The sequence below is a fragment of the Paracoccus sp. TOH genome (assembly GCF_030388245.1).
In the GTDB taxonomy this organism is placed as follows: domain Bacteria; phylum Pseudomonadota; class Alphaproteobacteria; order Rhodobacterales; family Rhodobacteraceae; genus Paracoccus; species Paracoccus simplex.
The window spans coordinates 740,273-760,000 of record NZ_CP098360.1; the positions used below are offsets into that span (position 1 = coordinate 740,273).

19 protein-coding genes are annotated in these 19,728 nt (G+C 68.8%); 11 read left to right on the forward strand and 8 right to left on the reverse strand.

From position 1 onward, the window contains the following. Positions 1–19: 19 nt before the first annotated feature. The gene (locus NBE95_RS03590; protein ID WP_289894511.1) at positions 20–571 is read left to right on the forward strand and encodes a flavin reductase family protein; all 552 of its coding nucleotides are present in this window, start codon (positions 20–22) and stop codon (positions 569–571) included. An 88-nt stretch (positions 572–659) separates the two neighbouring features. Here the strand turns inward: NBE95_RS03590 and NBE95_RS03595 are convergent, their stop codons facing one another. Genes NBE95_RS03595 through NBE95_RS03610 form a run of 4 tightly spaced genes read right to left on the reverse strand, consistent with a single transcriptional unit; the run spans position 660 to position 4,720 of the window. Further along, complete coding sequence (locus tag NBE95_RS03595; protein WP_289894512.1) at positions 660–1,310, reverse strand: PqiC family protein; 651 nt, start codon at positions 1,308–1,310, stop codon at positions 660–662. Position 1,311: 1 nt separating this feature from the next. Then, positions 1,312–3,378 carry an MlaD family protein gene (locus NBE95_RS03600; RefSeq protein ID WP_289894513.1) on the reverse strand — a complete coding sequence of 689 codons (2,067 nt, stop codon included), beginning with the start codon at positions 3,376–3,378 and terminating at the stop codon, positions 1,312–1,314. Beyond that, positions 3,375–4,043, reverse strand: a complete 669-nt coding sequence (locus NBE95_RS03605) for a paraquat-inducible protein A (protein WP_289894514.1) — start codon at positions 4,041–4,043, stop codon at positions 3,375–3,377. Before NBE95_RS03605 ends, NBE95_RS03600 begins: the two co-directional genes overlap by 4 nt. Next, positions 4,040–4,720: a paraquat-inducible protein A gene (locus NBE95_RS03610; protein ID WP_289894515.1), complete on the reverse strand. Its 681-nt coding sequence runs from the start codon at positions 4,718–4,720 to the stop codon at positions 4,040–4,042. Before NBE95_RS03610 ends, NBE95_RS03605 begins: the two co-directional genes overlap by 4 nt. Before the next feature lie 246 nt (positions 4,721–4,966). Between NBE95_RS03610 and NBE95_RS03615 the strand changes: the two genes are divergently transcribed. The 5 genes from NBE95_RS03615 (at position 4,967) to NBE95_RS03635 (ending at position 10,793) form a co-directional block, all read left to right on the forward strand. Then, positions 4,967–5,764: a flagellar motor protein MotB gene (locus NBE95_RS03615; protein WP_289894516.1), complete on the forward strand. Its 798-nt coding sequence runs from the start codon at positions 4,967–4,969 to the stop codon at positions 5,762–5,764. Positions 5,765–5,850: 86 nt separating this feature from the next. Then, entirely contained in the window at positions 5,851–7,191 is a 1,341-nt protein-coding gene (locus NBE95_RS03620) for a flagellar hook protein FlgE (protein ID WP_289894517.1), read from the forward strand. Positions 7,192–7,222: 31 nt separating this feature from the next. After that, the gene (flgK, locus tag NBE95_RS03625; protein ID WP_289894518.1) at positions 7,223–8,680 is read left to right on the forward strand and encodes a flagellar hook-associated protein FlgK; all 1,458 of its coding nucleotides are present in this window, start codon (positions 7,223–7,225) and stop codon (positions 8,678–8,680) included. After that, complete coding sequence (locus tag NBE95_RS03630) at positions 8,677–9,696, forward strand: flagellin (protein ID WP_289894519.1); 1,020 nt, start codon at positions 8,677–8,679, stop codon at positions 9,694–9,696. Before flgK ends, NBE95_RS03630 begins: the two co-directional genes overlap by 4 nt. Further along, the gene (locus NBE95_RS03635) at positions 9,693–10,793 is read left to right on the forward strand and encodes a flagellar basal body P-ring protein FlgI (protein ID WP_019352028.1); all 1,101 of its coding nucleotides are present in this window, start codon (positions 9,693–9,695) and stop codon (positions 10,791–10,793) included. Before NBE95_RS03630 ends, NBE95_RS03635 begins: the two co-directional genes overlap by 4 nt. A 91-nt stretch (positions 10,794–10,884) precedes the next feature. Here NBE95_RS03635 and NBE95_RS03640 read toward each other — a convergent pair whose 3' ends face one another. Beyond that, positions 10,885–11,535, reverse strand: coding sequence for a carbonic anhydrase (locus tag NBE95_RS03640; RefSeq protein WP_289894520.1), 651 nt, complete (start codon positions 11,533–11,535; stop codon positions 10,885–10,887). A 143-nt stretch (positions 11,536–11,678) separates the two neighbouring features. Here NBE95_RS03640 and NBE95_RS03645 point away from each other — a divergent pair, with 143 nt between their 5' ends. The 5 genes from NBE95_RS03645 (at position 11,679) to NBE95_RS03665 (ending at position 16,801) form a co-directional block, all read left to right on the forward strand. Beyond that, positions 11,679–12,056 (forward strand): hypothetical protein, encoded by a 378-nt coding sequence (locus NBE95_RS03645; RefSeq protein WP_289894521.1) that lies wholly within the window; start codon positions 11,679–11,681, stop codon positions 12,054–12,056. Between the two features lie 71 nt (positions 12,057–12,127). After that, a complete protein-coding gene (locus tag NBE95_RS03650) occupies positions 12,128–13,531 on the forward strand; it encodes a leucyl aminopeptidase family protein (protein WP_289894522.1) in 1,404 nt (467 codons plus the stop codon). After that, the gene (locus NBE95_RS03655) at positions 13,528–14,379 is read left to right on the forward strand and encodes an NlpC/P60 family protein (protein WP_289894523.1); all 852 of its coding nucleotides are present in this window, start codon (positions 13,528–13,530) and stop codon (positions 14,377–14,379) included. The genes NBE95_RS03650 and NBE95_RS03655 overlap by 4 nt, the downstream gene beginning before the upstream one ends. A 28-nt stretch (positions 14,380–14,407) precedes the next feature. After that, the gene (locus NBE95_RS03660; protein WP_289894524.1) at positions 14,408–15,466 is read left to right on the forward strand and encodes a saccharopine dehydrogenase; all 1,059 of its coding nucleotides are present in this window, start codon (positions 14,408–14,410) and stop codon (positions 15,464–15,466) included. 39 nt (positions 15,467–15,505) lie between these two features. Further along, the gene (locus tag NBE95_RS03665) at positions 15,506–16,801 is read left to right on the forward strand and encodes a PQQ-dependent sugar dehydrogenase (RefSeq protein WP_289894525.1); all 1,296 of its coding nucleotides are present in this window, start codon (positions 15,506–15,508) and stop codon (positions 16,799–16,801) included. Positions 16,802–16,809: 8 nt separating this feature from the next. Here NBE95_RS03665 and NBE95_RS03670 read toward each other — a convergent pair whose 3' ends face one another. From NBE95_RS03670 to mutL, 3 genes are read right to left on the reverse strand one after another with little or no spacing between them, the layout of a single operon-like run. Further along, positions 16,810–17,181, reverse strand: a complete 372-nt coding sequence (locus NBE95_RS03670) for a DUF3775 domain-containing protein (RefSeq protein WP_289894824.1) — start codon at positions 17,179–17,181, stop codon at positions 16,810–16,812. Positions 17,182–17,232: 51 nt separating this feature from the next. Continuing rightward, positions 17,233–17,880, reverse strand: coding sequence for a sulfotransferase family 2 domain-containing protein (locus NBE95_RS03675; protein WP_289894526.1), 648 nt, complete (start codon positions 17,878–17,880; stop codon positions 17,233–17,235). Further along, entirely contained in the window at positions 17,877–19,691 is a 1,815-nt protein-coding gene (mutL, locus tag NBE95_RS03680; RefSeq protein WP_289894527.1) for a DNA mismatch repair endonuclease MutL, read from the reverse strand. Before mutL ends, NBE95_RS03675 begins: the two co-directional genes overlap by 4 nt. Positions 19,692–19,728: the final 37 nt, after the last annotated feature.

A 19,728-nucleotide genomic window follows, 5' to 3' on the forward strand; every position in this document is an offset into this window, starting at 1 on the left:
CAGATGACAGGGCCCGCGCATGAGCCGTCTTCCCCCCGCGACCCGCGACCGGCTGGCCGACGAGATCACCTTTCACCCCGCCAATGCCGAGGCCCGGCTGCTGCGCGAGGCGCTGGGGCGCTTCGCCACCGGCGTGACCGTGGTGACCACCGCCGGGCCGCTGGGTCCGCTGGGCATGACGGTGAACAGCTTCTCCAGCGTCTCGCTGGAGCCGCCTTTGGTGTTGTGGTGCCCGGCCCGCGCCTCGGCCCGGCACGCGGCCTTTGCCGGGGCGGCGGCCTGGTCGGTGCATGTGCTGGGCTCGGAGCAGCTCGAGACCTGCCTGCGCTTCACCCGGGGCGGCCGGCAGTTCGAGGGACTGGAAAGCGTGCTGACCCCCGAGGGCGTGCCGGTCATCCCCGGCGTCGCGGCGCGCTTCGACTGCATGGCCCATGCCGCGCATGAGGCCGGCGACCATTCAGTGCTGATCGGCCGGGTGCTGCGGGTGACCGTGGCGGGGCCGGGCGATCACCCGCTGGTCTTCGCCGCCGGCCGCTTCGGTCAGTTCGAACCCGAGGACGCGGCGGGTTAAGGGGGCGCTGCCCCCACGCCTTGCGCGCCCCTGAACGGGGCCCGCAAGGCGTTCCCCCGGGGTATTTGGAAAACGGAGAAAGCCGGGCTCAGCTGCCCTCCAGCGGCGGCAGCGGCTGCGAGAAGATGTCGTCGATCCTGGGTTGCGGCGCGGCGCTGGTGCGGACCGAGCGGCCGGGACCGGAAAGCGTGGCGATCTGGCCGGCCAGCCGGGCGATGGCCTGCGACTGTGCCCGGGCGATGGCGGCCGGGCCGGTATCGGCCAGCGGCACGGAAATGTCGAAGTTGCGCGCCTGGTTGATCCCGCCCGCGGCGGAATCGCCGACGAAATAGCGCCCGGTCAGCCGATACAGCCCGTCGGCCTGCGCCAGGGCCTTTTCCACCCGCACCTCGAGCGTGCGGCGCGGCGGCTCGGAAAGCGGCCAGGGCTCGGCGATCACCGTCGCGCCCGAGAGATCCGAGATGCTGCGCGCCAGCGCCAGCGTGAAGGCGCGCTGCGGATTGTCGGCCCAGAGTTGCTTGGTGTTCGAGCGCACCGCGCCGTCGGCGCTTTGCCAGCTCAGCTCGTCTCCCGAGGCATATTCCGGCAGCGAGACGTCCTTCAGCTCGGCCGTGCCCAGCCGGTCGGGGACGCGGGCGCCGCCGGCCGGCGGATCGATCAGGTAGCGGGCGGTCTTTTCACCGTTCGAGCAGGCGCCGAGCAGGGCGAGGCAGGCGACGGAGGCAAGGATCAGGCGCATCTTATCGTCCCAGGATGAAGGCTTGCGGATTGCGTTCGATGGTCCGCGCCAGGCTGCCGAAGGCATTGGCGGCGCGGCGCATCTCGCGCATCAGGTTGATGGTCTCGTTGTTGAAGCTGGAACGGTCGCCATAGGCGGCGATCACCGCATCGGCGCGGGCCGCCAGGCCTTCCAGCCGCGCCGAAAGCTGCGGCAGGCGTTTCGCCGCGTCCGAAACATCCTGCGCCGCGGTGCTGGCCGAGGCGAGCGCAGTGTTCAGGCTGCCCGCGGCATTGCCGTCGCGCAGGTCGTTGAGCAGGCCGGAGGCGGATTTCAGCGTCTCGGACAGGTTCCTCGGCAGCTGCTCGGCATCCTCGGTGCCCAGAAGCGCGCGCATATCCTTCAGGATGCCCTCGGCCTCGGTGCCGATCGCGGCATAATCCACCGCCTCGATCTTCGCGGCCGCCGCGTCGATCTGGTCCACCATCGCCGGCACGTCGGCAGCGGCGAGCTTCACCGCCTCGGCGGCGGCGGCGGCCTCGTCCACGATGCGGCGAAGCTCGCCCATGGCGCCGGATTCGCGCAGCTCGGTGGTAACCTGGCGGATCTCGCCGGCGGCGGCCTGCGCATCCTCGAGCGTGCCGCGCAGCGCGGCGGGGATGGCGCGGGTATCCTCGCTGCTGGCGATGGCGGTGACGCTGTTCATCATGTCGGTGACGGATTTCAGCGCCTCCTCGATCGGCAGGTTGCCGACCCGGGCCAGGAAGCCCTGCGCGGTCTCGCTGAAATCGGAGATGTCGCCGGGGACCGAGGGGATGATCGGATGCGGCTTGCCGTCGCGGTCCAGTGCCGCCGGCGCGGCATCGGGCAGCCTGACCAGCTCGACCTGCAGCGCGGTGCCGAAAAATCCGGCACTGGCGATGCGGGCGCGCAGCCCGGCCCGGACCTGGCCGGCGACGAAATCCAGCGCCTGCTCGGGCGTCGCCTCGCCGGACAGGCCCAGCCGTTCGGGGGTGACGGCCAGCGTCACCTCCTGCTCGACATGGTCCTGGCCATCCGCGCCGCCGACCACCCGCGCGGCCAGGCTGGTGACGCGCCCCACGGTCAGGCCCATGAATTGCACATTGGCCCCGGTTTCCAGCCCCTGCACCGACTGGTCGATCAGCATGGTCAGGCGCAGCGCCCTGCCTTCGTCGGCGAACAGGTTCGCCTCGGCCGAGGCCTGGTCGGGTTGCAGCGAGAAGACGTGCCCGTCCTCGACCGGCGCGCCGCCCGAGGTCAGCGTGGCGAATTCCGCGCCGCCCTGCAGCACCGAGGCCAGCGAGTTCACGTTCAGCGACAGCCCCTGCGCCCCCAGCGAGACCGAGAAGCCCGAGGTGTCCCAGAACAGCGTGTTCGTAGTCAGCAGCTGGTCATAGGGCGCGGCGATGAAGACATCGGTCAGCACGCCCTCGTCGTTTTCCGACAGGCGCAGGTTCTGCATCCGCCCGACCGGCAGGCCGCGGAACAGCACCGGCGCGCCCTCGGTCATGCCGCGCGAGCGTTCGGCCGCCAGCACGATCCAGGTGCCCTGTTCGCCGAAGCTGGTCAGCGGCGGTTTGTCGAGGCCCTGGAACTCGGTCTGCGGGCCGTCCACCTTGTCGTCCCAATAGCCCTCGACGAAAGAGCCGGTCAGCACCGTGTCGAGCCGCGAGATGCCCTGGGCCGAGACCTGCGGCCGCACGATCCAGAACTGCGCGTCCTTGTCGATATAGGGCGCCAGGTCCTTGTCTACCCGCATGTTCACCTCGACCCGCTGCAGATCCTCGGTGAAGCGGACGGATTCGACCTTGCCGACGGTGATCTCGCGGAATTTCAGCGCCGTTTCCCCGGGGGTGATGCCGGTCGCGTCCTTGAAGGCGACCGAGATCAGCGTGCCGCGGCTGGCGATCATGTTCCAGCCCACCCCCAGCGTCACCACCAGCGCCGCGATGGGCACCAGCCAGATCAGCGGCAGTCCGGCCCGCACCGCACGGGCGGCGGGCTTGCGGACGGGTTCGGCTGGCTTCAGAGGGGCGTCGCTGCGCTGGGGCGGAGGCGTATCCGTCATTCAGGGTCCTTGCGGCTGCGCAGCGGAAGGCCGCGCCAGATCAATCTCGGATCGAAACTCTGCGCGGAAAGCATGGTGAAGGCAACCGACAGCGCGAAGGACACCGCGGCAGGCCCGGGATGGATCGAGGCGACGAAGCCCAGCTGCACCAGCGCCGACAGGATCGCCACCACGAAGACGTCGATCATCGACCAGCGGCCGATGAACTCGACCACCTCGTAGAGATGCAGCCGCTTGTGCGCGGCCCTGACCGTCGCCGGCCGGCCCGCCACCAGCGCCAGCCAGGCGATGGCGACGAACTTGCCGACCGGCACCATGACCGAGGCCACGAAGATGATCGCCGCGATGCCGTAATTGCCGTAATGCATCAGCTCGACCACGCCGCCGAGGATGGTGGATTCGCTGTTGCCGCGCAGCCCGCCGAAGGTCGAGGTCTTCAGCATCGGGAACAGGTTCGCGGGAATGTAGAAGATGAGCCCCGCCGCCAGCCAGGCCCAGACCGCGTTCAGGCAACGCCGGTCGGGCGGCACCAGCGCGCTGCCGCAGCGGCTGCAATTCGTCTCGGCTTCCGGCCAGACCCGGCCGCAGCTGCGGCAGCCCACCAGCCCGGCGCGATGCGCGGTCATGACCGGGCCGGAATGCGGCGCCTGCTCGGCCGGGGTCATGCGCGGCTCTCCGGCAGGATCTCGCGCCCGTCGGTGGCGGCGCCGGCATCCTCGATGGCGTCCCAGATCGTGGTGGCGCTGGTAAAGGCATTGCTGGCCGCGTTCACCACGATCAGCCCGCAGAAGGCCCAGAAGGCCGGACCGAAGCTGATATTCGCCAGCCCGCCCACCTTGACCAGCGCGATGGCGGTGCCGATGACGAAGATCTCGGCCATGGACCAGGGCCGCAGCGCCTCGGACAGGCGAAAGACCGGCACGGCATGGGCATAGGGTGCCCGGTTCCGCGACAGCGGCAGCAGCGTATAGACCAGCAGCACCGCCCGCAGCACCGGCAGCCCGACGATCGAGCCCAGCAGTGCCACGGTCAGCGGCATCAGCGCGCCATGCGAAAACGCCAGCGCCACGCCGAAAAGCGAGGTCTCGTTGCCGAAACCCATGCGCGAAATTTCCAGAAAGGGAAAGAACACCGCCCCCACCATCAGCACCAGCGAGGCGAAGGACAGCGCGATGATCCGGGTGAAGGCGCCGGCGCGCGGGCTGGCCAGCACGGTGTTGCAGCGCACGCAGCGCGCGGTCTCGCCCGGCTCCAGCTCGCGCTCGACATGCAGCGCGTCGCAGCGCGGACAGGCGATGAGCCCCGCGCCGGTGGTCAGGTCATATGCGCCCTCGGTTTGCATCGGCCCAGAATATCCAAGCCGGAAGCCGGCGCAAGACGCCGTGCTCCAGGCCTCGATTCGCGATCGCGCCGCAAGGTTTTGCAGGCGGCGGCGGTCGGTCCGGCCGCGGGCCTTTCGGGTGAAACCAAACGATTTCAATGCGGAACCGGCCGGGGCGCGAAGGAAATATCCGGCATTTGAGCCGTTAACTGGAAATTAGCGCCGCCGCGCTAGACCTTTGCGGAAGGCAATGGAAAGGAACGGCACATGGCCGGGAACGGCGGCGGTCCTCCGATCATCATCAAGCGGATCCAGGGCGGCGGCGGCGGTCATCACGGCGGCGCCTGGAAGGTCGCCTATGCCGATTTCGTCACCGCGATGATGGCTTTCTTCCTGTTGATGTGGCTTCTGAACGCCACCACCGAAAAGCAGCGGCAGGGCCTGGCGGATTACTTCAACCCGACTATCGTGCAATCGCCGGCCAGCGGCAGCGACGGCCCCTTCGGCGGCGAGGTGCAGGATTCCACCACCAACAGCGGCCAGGGCGCCGGTGCCTCGCGCGACACGCTGATGGCCCAGGCGCGCGAAGGCCGGGAATCCGGCTTCGACGACATGGCCCGGCATATCCAGAACCAGCTGACCGGCAGCGGCGCCGAATCCATGCAGAAGGTGAATCTGCTGCGCCATGTCGTGACCCGCATGACCGACGAGGGTCTGGTGATCGAGTTGACCGACGTGACGGACGAGCCGCTGTTCATCGGCGACAGCGCCCAACCGACGCCGGCGATGAAGGAACTGGCCGCGATCCTTTCCGGCGTGCTCGGCCGGGTGAAGAACGAGATCGCGCTGACCGGCCATGTCCGCGCCTATCCCGAAATGCTGATCCAGTCCCCCGTCTGGGCGCTGTCGGATGCGCGCGCCCATGCGCTGCGCAACCTGCTGGAGGGGGCGGGATTCGCGCCCACGCGCATCCAGCGCGTCAGCGCCTTTGCCGACCGGCGCAATCGCTCGGTCAATCCGATGGATCCGAACAACAACCGGATCGAGGTGATTTTACTCAGATGACCGGCCCCGGCCGGGTGCCGTTAGGGGCATCTTAACCCCCGCCCGCCAGACTTCCCCAGGAACGACTCATACAGGGTGAAAACAGAATGTCGATCTCATCTGCCCTCAGCGCCGGGGTGTCCGGGCTGGCCGCCAACTCGACCCGGCTGGCCAATATCTCGGACAACATCGCCAATTCCAGCACCTACGGCTACAAGCGCGTGGACACCGATTTCGAAAGCATGGTGATCAACCAGGGGCGCGGCGGCGGCCTGTACACGGCGGGCGGCGTCCGCGCCACCACCTCGCGCAACGTGGACGAACGCGGCAACCTCGTCTCCACCTCGCAGCCGCTGGACATCGCCATTACCGGCCGGGGCATGCTGCCGGTGGTGAATTCCTCGACCCTGCTGTCCGGTTCGACGACGCCGCGCGACCTGGTCATGACCCGCACCGGCTCGTTCCGCCCCGATGATGAAGGCTATCTCCGCACCACCTCGGGTCTGGTGCTGATGGGCTGGCCTGCCAATGCGGATGGCACGATTCCCGCGCAGCCGCGCGATTCCGCCACCGGCCTGCAGCCGATCCGCATCAACCCCAGCCAGACCGCCGCAGACCCGACCACCCGCATCAACCTGGGCGTCAACCTGCCGGCCGCCGACGCCGTCGGCGGCGCCAGCGGCGATCCGCGCGAGATGGAAGTGGAGTATTTCAACAATCTCGGCGGGTCCGAGAAGATGACCATCACTTTCACGCCCGATGTCTCCGGCACCACCGGCACCCGGTCGAACAGCTGGACGATGGAGATCCGCGATTCCGCCATCATCGACGATCCCGGCACAGCGGCCGATGAGGCGCTGATCGGCACCTATACCCTGACCTTCGACGCAAGCCAGGCGGGCGGCGGCACCTTGGCCAGCGTGACCGCCGTCTCCGGCGGCGCCTATGACGCGACGACCGGCACCGTCACCGTATCCGGCGCCAACGGCCCGATGACGATCAACCTGGGACGCTACGGCGACCGCCAAGGTCTCACGCAGCTCAGCACCGATTTCTCGCCCGCCAATGTCACCAAGAACGGCTCGCCGGTCGGCAACCTGACCGGGCTGGAGATCGACGAGAACGGCTATCTGCAGGCCACCTATGACACCGGCTTCACCCGCACCCTTTATCAGGTTCCGGTGGTGGATGTCCCCAACCCGAACGGACTGATCGCCATGGACAACCAGACCTACAAGGTCTCACCTGATTCGGGGGCATTCTACCTGTGGAATTCGGGCGACGGCCCCACCGGCGCCATCGCCGGCTATGCCCGCGAAGCCTCCACCACCGATGTCGCGGCCGAGCTGACCGACCTGATCCAGACCCAGCGCGCCTACACCTCGAATGCCAAGGTCATCCAGACGGTGGACGAGATGCTGCAGGAAACCGCCAATCTGAAACGCTGACCGCGCGCGTCCCCCAGGAGCTTCCTCCCTCATGAGCATTTCCTCCGCCATTTCCAACGCCATTTCCGGGCTGACCGCGGTTTCGCGGGGGACCGAGGTCGTCTCCTCCAACATCGCGAACGCGTTGACCCCGGGCTACGCGCGACGAGAGCTCGATCTCTCGCCGCGCCTGGCCGAGCGCGGCGGCGGCGTCGGTCTCGATGGCGTCAGCCGGGCGATCAATGCCGGGCTGCTTGCCGACAACCGCCTGGCCGAGGCGGATGTCGGCGCCTCGACCACATTGTCGACCTTCCACGCGGCGATCGAAAGGATCTTCGGCACCGGAACCGAAGCCTCGTCGCTGGGCCAGGTCCTGACAGCCTTCGATTCTGCCCTGGTTTCGGCCGCCTCGCGCCCGGAAAACGAGGTCCGGCTGGGCAACGTGCTCGGCTCCGCGACGGATCTGGCTGACAAGCTCAACCAGATCTCGCGTGCCATCCAGACCGAGCGCTCCAGCGCCGAAGAGGCGATCCGGAAGGACGTGTCGCGCCTCGATGCCGCGCTTGGCCAAGTCGCGACGCTGAACAAGCAGATCGTCAGCCTTGCGGCGCAAGGCAAGGATGTCTCGGCGCTTGTCGACACCCGCCAGGCCGCCATCGACGGCATCGCGGAAATCGTGCCCGTCAAGGAGGTCCCACGCGAGAACGGCCGCATCGCACTGTTCACCTCGGGCGGCGCTATCCTCCTCGACGGCAGCGATCCGGCCCGGATCACCTTCGACAGCGTGCCCGGCCTCACGCCCGAGATGACCGTCGGCAATGGCGCGCTGACCCGGCTGTCCTTCAACGGCAAGCCGTTGACCGAGGGGCAGATGACCATGTTCGGGGGCGGCACGATCGGTGCAAACTTCGCCATCCGTGACGAACTGGCCCCCGCCTGTCAGCGGCAGATCGATGCCTTCGCACGCGATCTCTATGACCGCCTGTCTGCCACCAATGTCGATCCTTCGCTGAACGCCGGCGGGCCGGGCTTTTTTACCGATGCCCAGGCCGCCTTCGACGCGGCGCAGGAAACGGGCTTCGCCGGCCGGATTGCCGTCACGACCCGGGTGGATCCCGCAGCCGGCGGCGACTTGTGGCGGATCCGCGCCGGGATCAACGCGGCGGGTCCTGGTAATGCGGGGGACAGCGCAGTGCTTGGCAATCTCAGCGCGGCGTTGGCGGCTTCGCGGTCGCCAGCCTCCACTGCCCTGTCACAGACCCCACGCAGCCTGCAGACGCTCTCCGCGGAACTCTCGTCGAATGCCGCCACGAAACGCGTTCAGGCCGAGGCGACTGCCCTGCAGGACAGCACGCATCGCGTCAGCCTCCAGACCGCGCTGCTTGCGGACGGCGTGGATACTGACAAGGAAATGGAAGGCCTGCTTGCCCTGGAACGGGCCTATTCCGCCAATGCCAAGGTTTTCCAGACCGCCAACGACATGCTCGACGCCATCCTGAGGTTGACATGACTTCCTTCAATTCAATCGGCGACCTTTCCCGCACGTTCCAGCTCCGGTTGGGCCAAAGCACGCTTAAAAGCAAGCTGGACAGCCTGACCCAGGAAATGATGACCGGCGTCAAGTCGGACATCCCCGCGGCGTTGGGCGGGGACTTGTCCCGGATTTCGCATATCGAGACGCGCCTGAAGATGCTCGACAGCTATCAGTTGAACGTCTCCGAGGCCGGGATCCAGTTCAGCGGCATGCAGACGGTGCTGGAAGGCATCCAGACCACCGTCGACGATCTGGGCCCGCAGCTGCTGAGCGAGGTCAGCAGTTCGGGGGATAATGATCTCCGGGCGCGGCTGGGTGATATCGCGCTGAGCTTCCGCTCGATGGTCGACAGCTTGAACACGAGTATCGCCGGTCGCCATGCCTTTTCCGGCAGCCGGACACAAACCGCACCGCTGGGCGATTTCGACGCCATGATGGCAGAGCTTGGCACTGCCGTGGCCGGCGCCACCAGCGCCAGCGCCATCGCCGCGCGCATCGATTCCTGGTTCGATACCCCGGCAGGCGGCGGCGGTTTCGCGGATACGATCTATCAGGGCGACGATACGGGCACCACCGAACTTGCCGTATCGCCCGATCGACGTGTCAGCATGGGCTTTACCGCGAATTCGGCCGAGCTTCGCGACACGTTGAAAGGCATGGCGATTATGGCTTACGCCGCCGAGAACGACGCCACCATTGACGCGACCAGCTTGCGCGAGCTTTTCACCGAAGCGGGTTCGCGCCTGGTGAAAGGCAGCGTGGGGCTGATCCGGGCGCGGGCCGATCTGGGTCAGCGCCAGGCGGTCGTCGCACAGGCGCAGACCAGGAACTCGGCGGAGACGACCACTCTTTCGGTGGCTCGCACGAATTTGATCAATGCCGATCCCTACGAGACCGCAACCGCCCTGGAGGAGACCGAAGCCAGCATTCAAAGCCTCTATGCGCTGACCGCCCGACTTTCCCGGCTGAACCTGACGGATTACCTGTCATGAGGTTTCTGTGCTTTCTTCTGGCGCTGTTGAGCTTTGCGCAGATCAGCGCCGCGGCGCCGGTGCGCATCAAGGACCTGGCGAATATCGACGGGGTGCGCGGGAACGATCTTGTCGGTTACGGGCTTGTCGTCGGGCTCAGCGGCTCGGGTGACAGCCTGCGCAACTCGCCCTTCACCGAGGAGATCATGGCGGGCCTGCTGGAGCGGCTGGGCGTGAACGTGACGGAGGAAGCCTTCCGTCCGAAGAACGTTGCCGCCGTGATCGTTACCGCCACCCTGCCCCCTTTCGCCCGAGCCGGATCACAGATCGACGTCAATGTCGCCGCCATCGGCGATGCGAAAAGCCTGTTGGGCGGCACGCTGGTGATGACGCCGCTGAATGCCGCGGACGGAGAGATCTATGCCGTGGCCCAGGGCTCCGTCCTCGCAGGCGGTGCCGAAGCCTCGGGCGCCGCCGCTTCGGTGGTCCAGGGCGTTCCCACGACCGGAACCATACCTTCGGGCGCACGGGTGGAACGCGAGGTCGCCTTCGATTTCTCGCAGATGACCAATCTGCGGCTAGCCCTGAGGAATCCCGATTTCACCACCGCGGCCCGCATCGAGGCGGCGATCAATCGGCAACTGGGGCGCGATCTGGCCGAACTGGTCGATTCCGGCACGGTGGCCATCGATTCGACGGTTCTCGGCAAGGTCAATCCCGCGCGGCTGATGGGACAGATCGAGAATATCAGCGTCGAACCCGAGGCCGCGGCCAGGGTGGTGATCGACCACAAGTCCGGCACCATTGTCATGGGAGAGGATGTGCGCATCTCGCGGGTCGCCGTTTCGCAGGGCAACCTGACGCTTCGCGTCAGGGAAACGCCGGTGGTTTCTCAGCCGAATCCCTTCGCCCCGGGGGAAACGGTGGTTGTTCCCCGCACCCAGGCCGAGATCACCCAGGAACCAGGCATCGGCTTTGCGGAAGTATCGGGAGAATCTTCGTTGTCGGATGTGGTGGCCGGGTTGAACGCCTTGGGCATCCGGCCTCGGGACATGATCGACATCCTTAAGGCCGTCCATGCGGCAGGGGCGCTGCATGCCGAATTCATCGTGAATTGAAGGCCGCCGGCCCGCCGTCGGGCCGGCGCAACGTCGCGATCCTGCGAGCCAGCCTGCGGATCAGGATCGGCGCCCTTGGCAGTTCCGCAGGTCAGACGATGGGCTCGAAGCTGTCAAGCTGGTTGTCATATTGCTCGAGCGTGCCTTCAGCGATGTCGTGCAACACGCCGTGCAGGGAAAGATTGCCGGTCTCGACCGCCGCCTTCACGAAGGGGAAGGTCAGCAGGTTCTCCAGCGAGACCAACACTGCCTGGCGTTCCAGCGCCCGGATCTGCTGATCCTCGGGCAATGCGGCCACCCGTTCGTATCCCGGCCGCAGAATATCCATCCAGCGCCCGACAAAGCTGGATTTCTGCTCGAGCTCCGGTGCGTGACCCGAGCACATGGCATGACAACCCTGCACGCCACCGCAACTCGTGTGCCCCACCACGATCAGATGCGCGACCTTCAGCGTGTTGACCGCATATTCCACCGCGGCCGAGGTACCGTGCTGCTCGCCATCCGGCGCATAGGGCGGCACAAGGTTGGCGATGTTGCGGTGAATGAAAAACTCGCCGGTATCCGCTCCGAAGATCGAGGTCACGTGCACACGCGAATCGCAGCAGGCGATGACCATGGCGCGGGGATGCTGGCCGTCCTCGGCCAGGCGGCGATACCAGACACGATTCTCGACGAAAGCCGTCGCGCGCCAGCCGTGATAGCGCTGCACCAGGTATTGCGGCAATGGACGTGCTTGTTTCATTGCTTCCTCATCTACCGTTCGCGCGTTTGATAGCCGCAGATCCGATAAAGTTCGAGAGGTTTCACACGGCGCCCCTAACCTTTTCTTGATGGATTGATGCGAGCTTGCGCAACACGGCGCGATGGCCCGAACTGGGAGAGCACATGACCAAGATTGCGTTTCTGGCCGTGGACGAGACCGTCCGCATCGACGTGCAACGGCTGGAGCAGATCGTCCGCGAACTGGGCGAGGCGACGGCGGCGCAGGTCGTCGGCAGCGCGCTGGAACAGCTTGCCTTGGCGCTGCGCCGCACCATCGCGGCCGTCCAGCAAGACGATCCCGGCGCCGTGGCCGCCCGCGCCGACCAACTGTCGCGACTGGCCTGGCAGGTCGGGCTGGTCTCCCTGGCGGGGGTGGCGGTCGATGTCGGGGCCTGCGCCGAGCGGCGGGACCGGACCGCGCTCGGCTCGACCGCGGCAAGGCTCGAACGAATCGGCAATCGCTCGCTGACCGAGCTTTGGGACCCGATCGAGGGGGCGTGATGGCAGCGACCCTTGCGACAGACGGTCCGGACGCTAGGCTGCGGACAACAGAACCGAGCACGAGCAGAGAGATGATTCCCGAATTTGCCGATCCCGATGCGCCTTCGCTTCCCCTTTGGCTGGTCAGAAGCGGCGAGTCAGGCGCGGAATTCCCGGCCGGGATCGACAGCCGCTCCGCAAATTGGGCCAAGGCGCAGGGTTTTGCCGCAAAGCCCGGCCAGCTCTGCCTGCTGCCCGCCGGGGATGGCAGCCTGGCCGGGGCACTGTTCGGCCTTGGCCCGGCCCCGAAGCCCGCGGATCGGCCGATGCGCGAGCGTTTCCTGCTGGCCCGCGCGGCGGAAAACCTGCCCGAAGGCGCCTGGCGGCTGGCCAACGCGCCCGAAGGGTTCGACCCGGCGCTGGGTGCCCTGGGCTGGCTTTTCGCCCGCTATCGCTTCGACCGCTACAAGACGCTCGAGCCGCCGCGTGCCGGTTTGGTCTGCCCCGAGGGCGCGGACGGCGCACGGCTGATCGCCATGGCGGCCGGCGAATATCTGGCGCGCGACCTGATCAATACCCCGGCCGCGGACATGGGACCCGCGGAGCTGGAGCAGGCGGCGCGGGATCTGGCGCGGCGGCACGGCGCCGCGATCGAGGTCCACCGCGGCGAGGCGCTGCTGGCGCAGAACCTGCCGATGATCCATGCCGTCGGCCGGGCCGGCGCGCAGGAACCGCGGCTGATCGACATCCGCTTTCCCGGCACCGGGCCGCGCCTGACCCTGGTCGGCAAGGGTGTCTGCTTCGACACCGGCGGGCTCGACATCAAGCCGCCCGCCTCAATGGCGCTGATGAAGAAGGACATGGGGGGCGCAGCGAATATCCTGGGCCTGGCCGAGACCCTGGCGCAGCTGGGCCTGACCGGCGGCATCGCCCTGCGGCTGCTGATCCCGGCGGTTGAGAACGCCATCTCGGCCAATGCCTTCCGGCCGGGCGACATCCTGACCAGCCGCAAGGGCCTGACGGTCGAGGTCAACAACACCGATGCCGAGGGCCGGCTGGTCCTGGCCGATGCGCTGGCGCTGGCCGACGAGGAGGCGCCCGAGCTGCTGATCTCGATGGCGACGCTGACCGGGGCGGCCCGGGTGGCTTTGGGGCCGGACCTGCCGCCGTTCTTCTGCGACGACGACGCGGTCGCCGCCACCATCCAGGCCGCCGGGCACGCCCATGCCGATCCGGTCTGGCGGCTGCCCTTCTGGGAACCCTACGAGACGATGATCGAGCCCGCCATCGCAGACCTGGACAATGCCCCCTCGGGCGGCTTTGCCGGGGCGATCACCGCGGCGCTGTTCCTGCGCCGCTTCACCGGCCGGGCCCGCAGCTATGCGCATTTCGACATCTACGGCTGGCAACCCGGCGCCGCGCCGGGCCGGCCCAAAGGCGGCGCGGGCCAGGGCATGCGGGCGCTGCTGCACGCCCTGCCGGAGATTTTGACATGACCATCGCGCCGGATCGCCGCCTGACCCCGGCCACCGAACGGGTGGCGCTGGAATCGCTGCGCGGCGTGCTGCTGCGCCCGGCCTATACGCCGGGGCGGCCGACACGGCTGGCCGCCGCGCTGGCCGATCTTTGCCGCGCCCCGCAAGGGGCCCGCGACCGGCAATTGAATTTCGGCGCCGACCTGACGCTCATCGACCAGCAGGGCGATTGGGCCTTCGTGCAGGCGGCGGCGGATGGCTATTGCGGCTGGGTCCGGGCCGAGGCGCTGGACCACGACCTGCCGCCGATCACCCATCGCGTCGGCGCCCCGGCCACGCATGTCTATGCCGAACCCGACCTGAAGACGCCCGAGCGGATGCTGCTTTCGCTGGGCGCACGGCTGTCGGTCACTGCCACCCAGGGCGGCTTCGGCCGACTGGCCCAGGGCGGCTGGGTGCCGGTCCAGCACATCGCCGACCGGCCCGGACCGGACCCCGCCGCCGTGGCCGCCACGCTTCTGGGCACCCCCTATCTCTGGGGCGGCAACAGCCGCAGCGGCATCGACTGCTCGGGTCTGGCCCAGGCGGCGCTGGGCGCCTGCGCCGTGCCCTGTCCGGGCGACAGCGACATGCAGGAGGCGGCCTTCCCCGTGGCCGAAGCCGAGATCCGCCGCAACGATCTGCTGTTCTGGCCCGGCCATGTCGCCCTGGCCCTGGATGCCGAGCGGATGATCCATGCCACGGCCTATGCCATGGCCGTCATCATCGAGCCGATTGCCGAGGCGATGGCCCGCATCGACGCCGCCGGACAGGGCCCGTTTCGCGGCGTCCGGCGGCCGCCGCTTGTCCCGCCGGGGCGGTTTCCGTGATGCCGGCGGGATGAAAGGAGGGGCGAGCATGGTCCATCTCTGGGTGCGCAGCGAAAGCCGCGCCAACGAGCAGCGCGTCGGCATCACCCCCGAGGGGGTGCACCGGCTGATCGCCCGCGGCTTCCGCGTCACGGTCGAGGAAAGCCCGCATCGCATCCTGCCCATCGCCGGCTACGCCGAAGCCGGCGCCGAGATCGCGCCCGAGGGCGGCTGGCCGGCAGCCCCGCCCGAGGCCGTCGTCTTCGGCCTCAAGGAACTGCCGCAGGACGAAACGCCGCTGCGCCATCGCCACATCATGTTCGGCCATGCCTTCAAGGGCCAGCCGGCCGGGCAGGCGCTGCTCCGCCGCTTCCGCGCCGGCGGCGGCAGCCTCTACGACCTGGAATATCTGACCGACGACAGCGGTCGCCGGCTGGCGGCCTTCGGCTACTGGGCCGGCTATGCCGGGGCCGCGGTATCGCTGAAGGCCTGGGCGGCGCAGCGGCGCGGCGGCCTTTGCGGGCCGGTCCAGGCCTGGCACAACCGCGAGCTGCTGCTTGAAGAGTTGCGGGCCGAACTGGACGCCACCGGCGCCGCGCGGCCCCGCGCCATCGTCGTCGGCGCGCTCGGCCGGGTCGGCAGCGGCGCCTCGGATCTGCTCGCCGCCATGGGCGCGCCGGTCACCCGCTGGGACATGGCCGAGACCGCCGGCGGCGGCCCCTTCCCCGAGATCCTGGCGCATGAGCTGTTCGTCAACTGCATCCTTGCCGGCCCGGACAGCCCGGTGCTGGTCCCGCCGGACGCGGTCGATCCCGCCCGCCTGCTGACGGTGATCGGCGATGTCGCCTGCGATCCGACAAGCGCCTTCAACCCGGTCCGGGTCTATGAGCGGGTCACCGATTGGGCGCATCCCGCCATCCGCGTCGCCGGCCGGCCGCCGCTGGACGTGATGGCGATCGACAACCTGCCATCGCTGTTGCCGCGGGAAAGCACGCTGGATTATGCTGGGCAACTGCTGCCGGTGCTGGAAGCTCTCGATCGGATCGACGAAGGGCCTTGGGACCGGGCCCGGCAGCTTTTTGCCAGGCATCTCGCGGCGCTGGCCTGACGAACCCTGTCGCGGCGGAACAAGCCCGCCGCGCGCGTGTTGACCAGCGTCAACCCCATCGCGACGCCGCTGGCGACGCCCGAACGCGACGGAGAAGCCATGCCCCCCACCCGTGTCCCTGCTGCCCCGGTTCTGGCCGCCGCCCTGGCCCTGATCGGCGCCTTGACCGGCGTCCTGACCGCGGCCCCGGCGCTGGCCGATTTCAACGACTATCCGCCGAACGCCCCGGACCAGACGCCGGCCTTCCGGAACCAGACCCGCGCGCCGGTGATCCCACAGGCGTTGCGCCTGGCCCGCACGCCGCTGGTCGAGGGGCTGCGCGACCCCTGGGGCATGGCGCTGTTGCCCGATGGCAGCCTGTTGTTGACCGAAAAGCCGGGCGCCATGCGGATCTATCGCGACGGCAGGCTTTCCGCGCCGCTGAAAGGCCTGCCCAAGGTCGATGCCCGCGGCCAGGGCGGCCTGCTGGACGTGGCCGTCGCCCCGGATTTCGCCAGCACCCGGCAAGTCTGGTTCAGCTTCTCGGAGCCGCGCGGCAATGGCGAGAACGGAACGGCGGTCGGCACCGGACGGCTGTCGCCGGACGGCACCGCGCTTGAGGAGATGCGGGTGATCTTCCGCCAGCAGCCGGGCATCGGCTCGCAGCACCATTTCGGCTCGCGCCTGGTCTTTGGCGGCGACGGTTATCTTTATGTCACCACGGGCGAGCGCGGCATGCCGGCGGACATGCCGGTGGCGCAGGACCTGGGCAACCATCTGGGCAAGGTGCTGCGCATCGATCCCGCGACCGGCAAGGCGGCGCCCGGCAATCCCTTCACCGACGGGAAGGCGCAGCCCGAGATCTGGTCCTATGGGCATCGCAACATCCAGGCCGCGGCGCTGGACCCGCAAGGCCGGCTTTGGACGGTCGAGCATGGTCCGCGAGGCGGGGACGAACTGAACCGGCCGCAGGCCGGGCGCAATTACGGCTGGCCGATCATCAGCTATGGCGAGAATTACGACGGCAATCCCATCGACGGCGGCCTGACCGCGCGGCAGGGGATGGAGCAGCCGGTCTATTACTGGGACCCGGTGATCGCGCCCAGCGGCATGGTGTTCTATCGGGGCGACATGTTCCCGGAATGGCGCGGCGATGCGCTGATCGGCGGCTTGCGCGCGGAAGCCGTGGTGCGGCTGAAGATCGAGGGCGACCGCGTCACCGGAGAGCAGCGCCTGGCGCAGGGCATCGGCCGGGTGCGCGACATCGAGGTCGCCCCCGACGGCGCGCTGCTGGTGCTGATCGACGGCGATCCCGGCGCGCTGATCCGGCTGACCCGGCGCGGCGCGCAGCCCTAGGGGCGGGCTCAGACCGGGCGGTGCAGGTCGTCCTCGACCTCCTCGGGGGAAATGCCCAGGGCCTCCATCCCGGCTTCCAGGTAATCGGCAAGCTGCGGCTCGCCCATCAGATAGTCCTCGGTCGGCGAACTGCGCTCGGCCTTGGCGGTCTCGATCGCCTCGGCTAGGTCCTCGGGGCCGAAAGTGTCGCGGCCGATCCACATCACCGCGACCAGGCTGGCCTGCTCGTCCTCGTTCAGGCTGGCGATGAACTCGGCCAGTTCGGTCTGGGTGCCGCGGCCGGTGCGCTGGCCGCTATGCGCCCAGGCGTTCACGCCGCTGTCGTATTCGCGGGCGCGGATAACGACATGGGCGATCTTTTCGGGACTGATTTCCAGCATGGCGGCACCTCCGGCGTCATTGCCCATTTGTCGCCCCGACCGGCGCCGGGGTCAATCCGGATCGAAGCGATAGCCGAAGCGGGCGATGTCCTCGGCCGCCAGGCGCGCCACCAGCGCGGCGCTGTCGGCGTCATAAGAGGCGCGCCAGTCGCCGTTACCCGAGCGGTTCTCATGCGGCAGCGGGCGCAGGGAAAAGCCCAGATGCCGCTCCAGCGCCGGCAGGTCGTCGCCGAGACGTTCGAGCCGCAGGTAAAGCCCCGGCCGCTCGCCCGCCGAGCCGGTCAGGTAATGCCGCGCCGGCACCGAAAGCTGCCTTTGCGTCAGCGGCGCGCGCAGGAAATCGGCAAAGCCGAGGCTCTTGGCCAGCCGGACCGAGGCATGATCGAAGCTCTGCCCGCGCAGCCAGCGGTGATAGCTGGCCGCCCGCGCCCAGGGGTTGCGCACCAGCGTGAAGGGCAGGTAGCCCGCCAGCAGCTCGGGCGCCACCAGCCCCTCGATATCGGCCAGCGTCGAGTGTTTCCACAGCCGGCCGCGCGCCGCTGCGCCCTTGACCCGGCGCCGGCGGTTGCGGCCCTTGGGCGTGTCGGACAGGATGATATCGTCGCGGCCGACCCGCGATTCCAGCGCCAGCGTCAGCGAAGTGCCGCCGGTCTTGGGAATATGCACGAAGACATAGCGATGCCGGTGCGAGACGATCATCGTCCGAACAGCCGCTCGATATCCGCCAGCTTCAGTTCGATCCAGGTCGGGCGGCCGTGGTTGCACTGCCCGGATTTCGGCACCCGCTCCATCTCGCGCAGCAGCGCGTTCATCTCGTCCGCCGACATGCGCCGGCCCGAGCGCACCGAGCCGTGGCAGGCCATCGAAGACAGCACCGCATCGACCCGCGCCCGCAGCCGGTCCGATGCGCCCTGATCGGCCAGGTCGTCCAGGATGTCGCGGATCAGCGCCGGGGCGTCCAGGCGCTGGATCAGCGCCGGCACTTCGCGCACCGCCACGGCGCCGCCGCCGAAGGGTTCGATCACCAGCCCCAGCACCGCCAGTTCATCGGCGATGGCAAGGATGCGATGGGCGTCCGGTTCGGACAGCTCGACGATCTCGGGGATCAGCAGCGCCTGGCTGGCGATGCCGGTCGCCGCGGCCTGCGCCTTCAGCCGCTCATAGACCAGCCGCTCATGCGCGGCATGCTGATCGACGATGACGATGCCGTCGGCGGTCTGGGCGATGATCCAGTTCTCGTGCAGCTGCGCACGGGCGGCGCCCAGCGGCGCCGCGTCGGGCTCGGGCAGGGACAGGGGCGCGGGCTCGACCCGCGCGGTCGGCGCCTCGGCGAAGCCCGGCGCCTGAAAGGCCAGGCTGGCGGCGAGGGCCGGGGCCGAGGGCCGGGCGGGACCATAATGCGCCTGATAGGGGCGCGGCGGCGCCGGCTCGGGCCGCACCGCGCCCAGCGCCGCCGTCGCCACGGTCGAAGAGCTGCGATGTCCCGCCCCCGCCAGCGCATGGCGCAGGGCCGAGACCACCAGCCCGCGGGCGATGGCGGGTTCGCGGAACCGCACCTCGGCCTTGGCCGGATGCACGTTCACATCGACCTGATGCGGGTCGCAGGTCAGGAACAGCACCGCCGCCGGATGCCGGCCCGAGGCGAGCACATCCATATAGCCCGCCCGCAGCGCCCCGGTCAGCAGCTTGTCGCGCACCGGGCGGCCGTTGACGTAGAGATGCTGCGCCACCGCCGCGCCGCGCGAATAGGTCGGCAGCGCCGCAAAGCCGGTCAGGGTGATGCCGTCGCGGGTGGCGCCTATGGCCAAGGCGTTGTCGATGAACTCGCGGCCCATGACGCGCGACAGCCGGGTCTGCAGGGCGCCGAACAGCTCGCCCTGCTCGGCATCGGCGCGGAACAGCACCCGGCCTTCCTCCTCGTCGGAAAGCGTGAAGCCGACATAGGGCTCGGCCATGGCCAGACGGCGGATGGCCTCGGCCACGGCCTGGGTCTCGGCCCGGTCGCTGCGCAGGAATTTCAGCCGCGCCGGGGTGGCGAAGAACAGGTCGCGCAGTTCGACCACCGTGCCGCGATTGCCGGCGGCGGGCTTTACCGGGCCGATGCGCCCGCCCGCGACGGCGATCTGCGCCGCCTCGAAACCGGCGGCGCGGCTGGTGATCGACAGCCGGCCGACGGCGCCCAGGCTGGGCAGCGCCTCGCCGCGAAAGCCGAAGCTGCGGATGTCCAGAAGATCGCTGCCGTCGATCTTGCTGGTCGCATGCCGGGCCAGCGCCAGCGGCAGGTCGTCCGCGGCCATGCCGCAGCCGTCGTCGCTGACCCGGATCAGCGTCTTGCCGCCCTTGGCGATAGCCACGTCGATGCGGGTCGCGCCGGCGTCCAGCGCGTTCTCGACCAGTTCCTTGACCGCCGAGGCCGGGCGCTCGACCACCTCGCCGGCAGCGATGCGGTTCGCGGCCGCCTCGTCCAATTGCCGGATGATCTGGCGCATCTTGGGGGCATGGGTGTTCATGCCCCCAGATCTAGCATTTCCCGGCGCGGCGGGAAAG

Coding starts and splice junctions, on each gene's coding strand:
- NBE95_RS03590 (WP_289894511.1), top strand. CDS start 20: ATGAGCCGTCTTCCCCCCGCGACCCGCGACCGGCTGGCCGACGAGATC.
- NBE95_RS03595 (WP_289894512.1), bottom strand. CDS start 1,310: ATGCGCCTGATCCTTGCCTCCGTCGCCTGCCTCGCCCTGCTCGGCGCC.
- NBE95_RS03600 (WP_289894513.1), bottom strand. CDS start 3,378: ATGACGGATACGCCTCCGCCCCAGCGCAGCGACGCCCCTCTGAAGCCA.
- NBE95_RS03605 (WP_289894514.1), bottom strand. CDS start 4,043: ATGACCCCGGCCGAGCAGGCGCCGCATTCCGGCCCGGTCATGACCGCG.
- NBE95_RS03610 (WP_289894515.1), bottom strand. CDS start 4,720: ATGCAAACCGAGGGCGCATATGACCTGACCACCGGCGCGGGGCTCATC.
- NBE95_RS03615 (WP_289894516.1), top strand. CDS start 4,967: ATGGCCGGGAACGGCGGCGGTCCTCCGATCATCATCAAGCGGATCCAG.
- NBE95_RS03620 (WP_289894517.1), top strand. CDS start 5,851: ATGTCGATCTCATCTGCCCTCAGCGCCGGGGTGTCCGGGCTGGCCGCC.
- flgK (WP_289894518.1), top strand. CDS start 7,223: ATGAGCATTTCCTCCGCCATTTCCAACGCCATTTCCGGGCTGACCGCG.
- NBE95_RS03630 (WP_289894519.1), top strand. CDS start 8,677: ATGACTTCCTTCAATTCAATCGGCGACCTTTCCCGCACGTTCCAGCTC.
- NBE95_RS03635 (WP_019352028.1), top strand. CDS start 9,693: ATGAGGTTTCTGTGCTTTCTTCTGGCGCTGTTGAGCTTTGCGCAGATC.
- NBE95_RS03640 (WP_289894520.1), bottom strand. CDS start 11,535: ATGAAACAAGCACGTCCATTGCCGCAATACCTGGTGCAGCGCTATCAC.
- NBE95_RS03645 (WP_289894521.1), top strand. CDS start 11,679: ATGACCAAGATTGCGTTTCTGGCCGTGGACGAGACCGTCCGCATCGAC.
- NBE95_RS03650 (WP_289894522.1), top strand. CDS start 12,128: ATGATTCCCGAATTTGCCGATCCCGATGCGCCTTCGCTTCCCCTTTGG.
- NBE95_RS03655 (WP_289894523.1), top strand. CDS start 13,528: ATGACCATCGCGCCGGATCGCCGCCTGACCCCGGCCACCGAACGGGTG.
- NBE95_RS03660 (WP_289894524.1), top strand. CDS start 14,408: ATGGTCCATCTCTGGGTGCGCAGCGAAAGCCGCGCCAACGAGCAGCGC.
- NBE95_RS03670 (WP_289894824.1), bottom strand. CDS start 17,181: ATGCTGGAAATCAGTCCCGAAAAGATCGCCCATGTCGTTATCCGCGCC.
- NBE95_RS03675 (WP_289894526.1), bottom strand. CDS start 17,880: ATGATCGTCTCGCACCGGCATCGCTATGTCTTCGTGCATATTCCCAAG.
- mutL (WP_289894527.1), bottom strand. CDS start 19,691: ATGAACACCCATGCCCCCAAGATGCGCCAGATCATCCGGCAATTGGAC.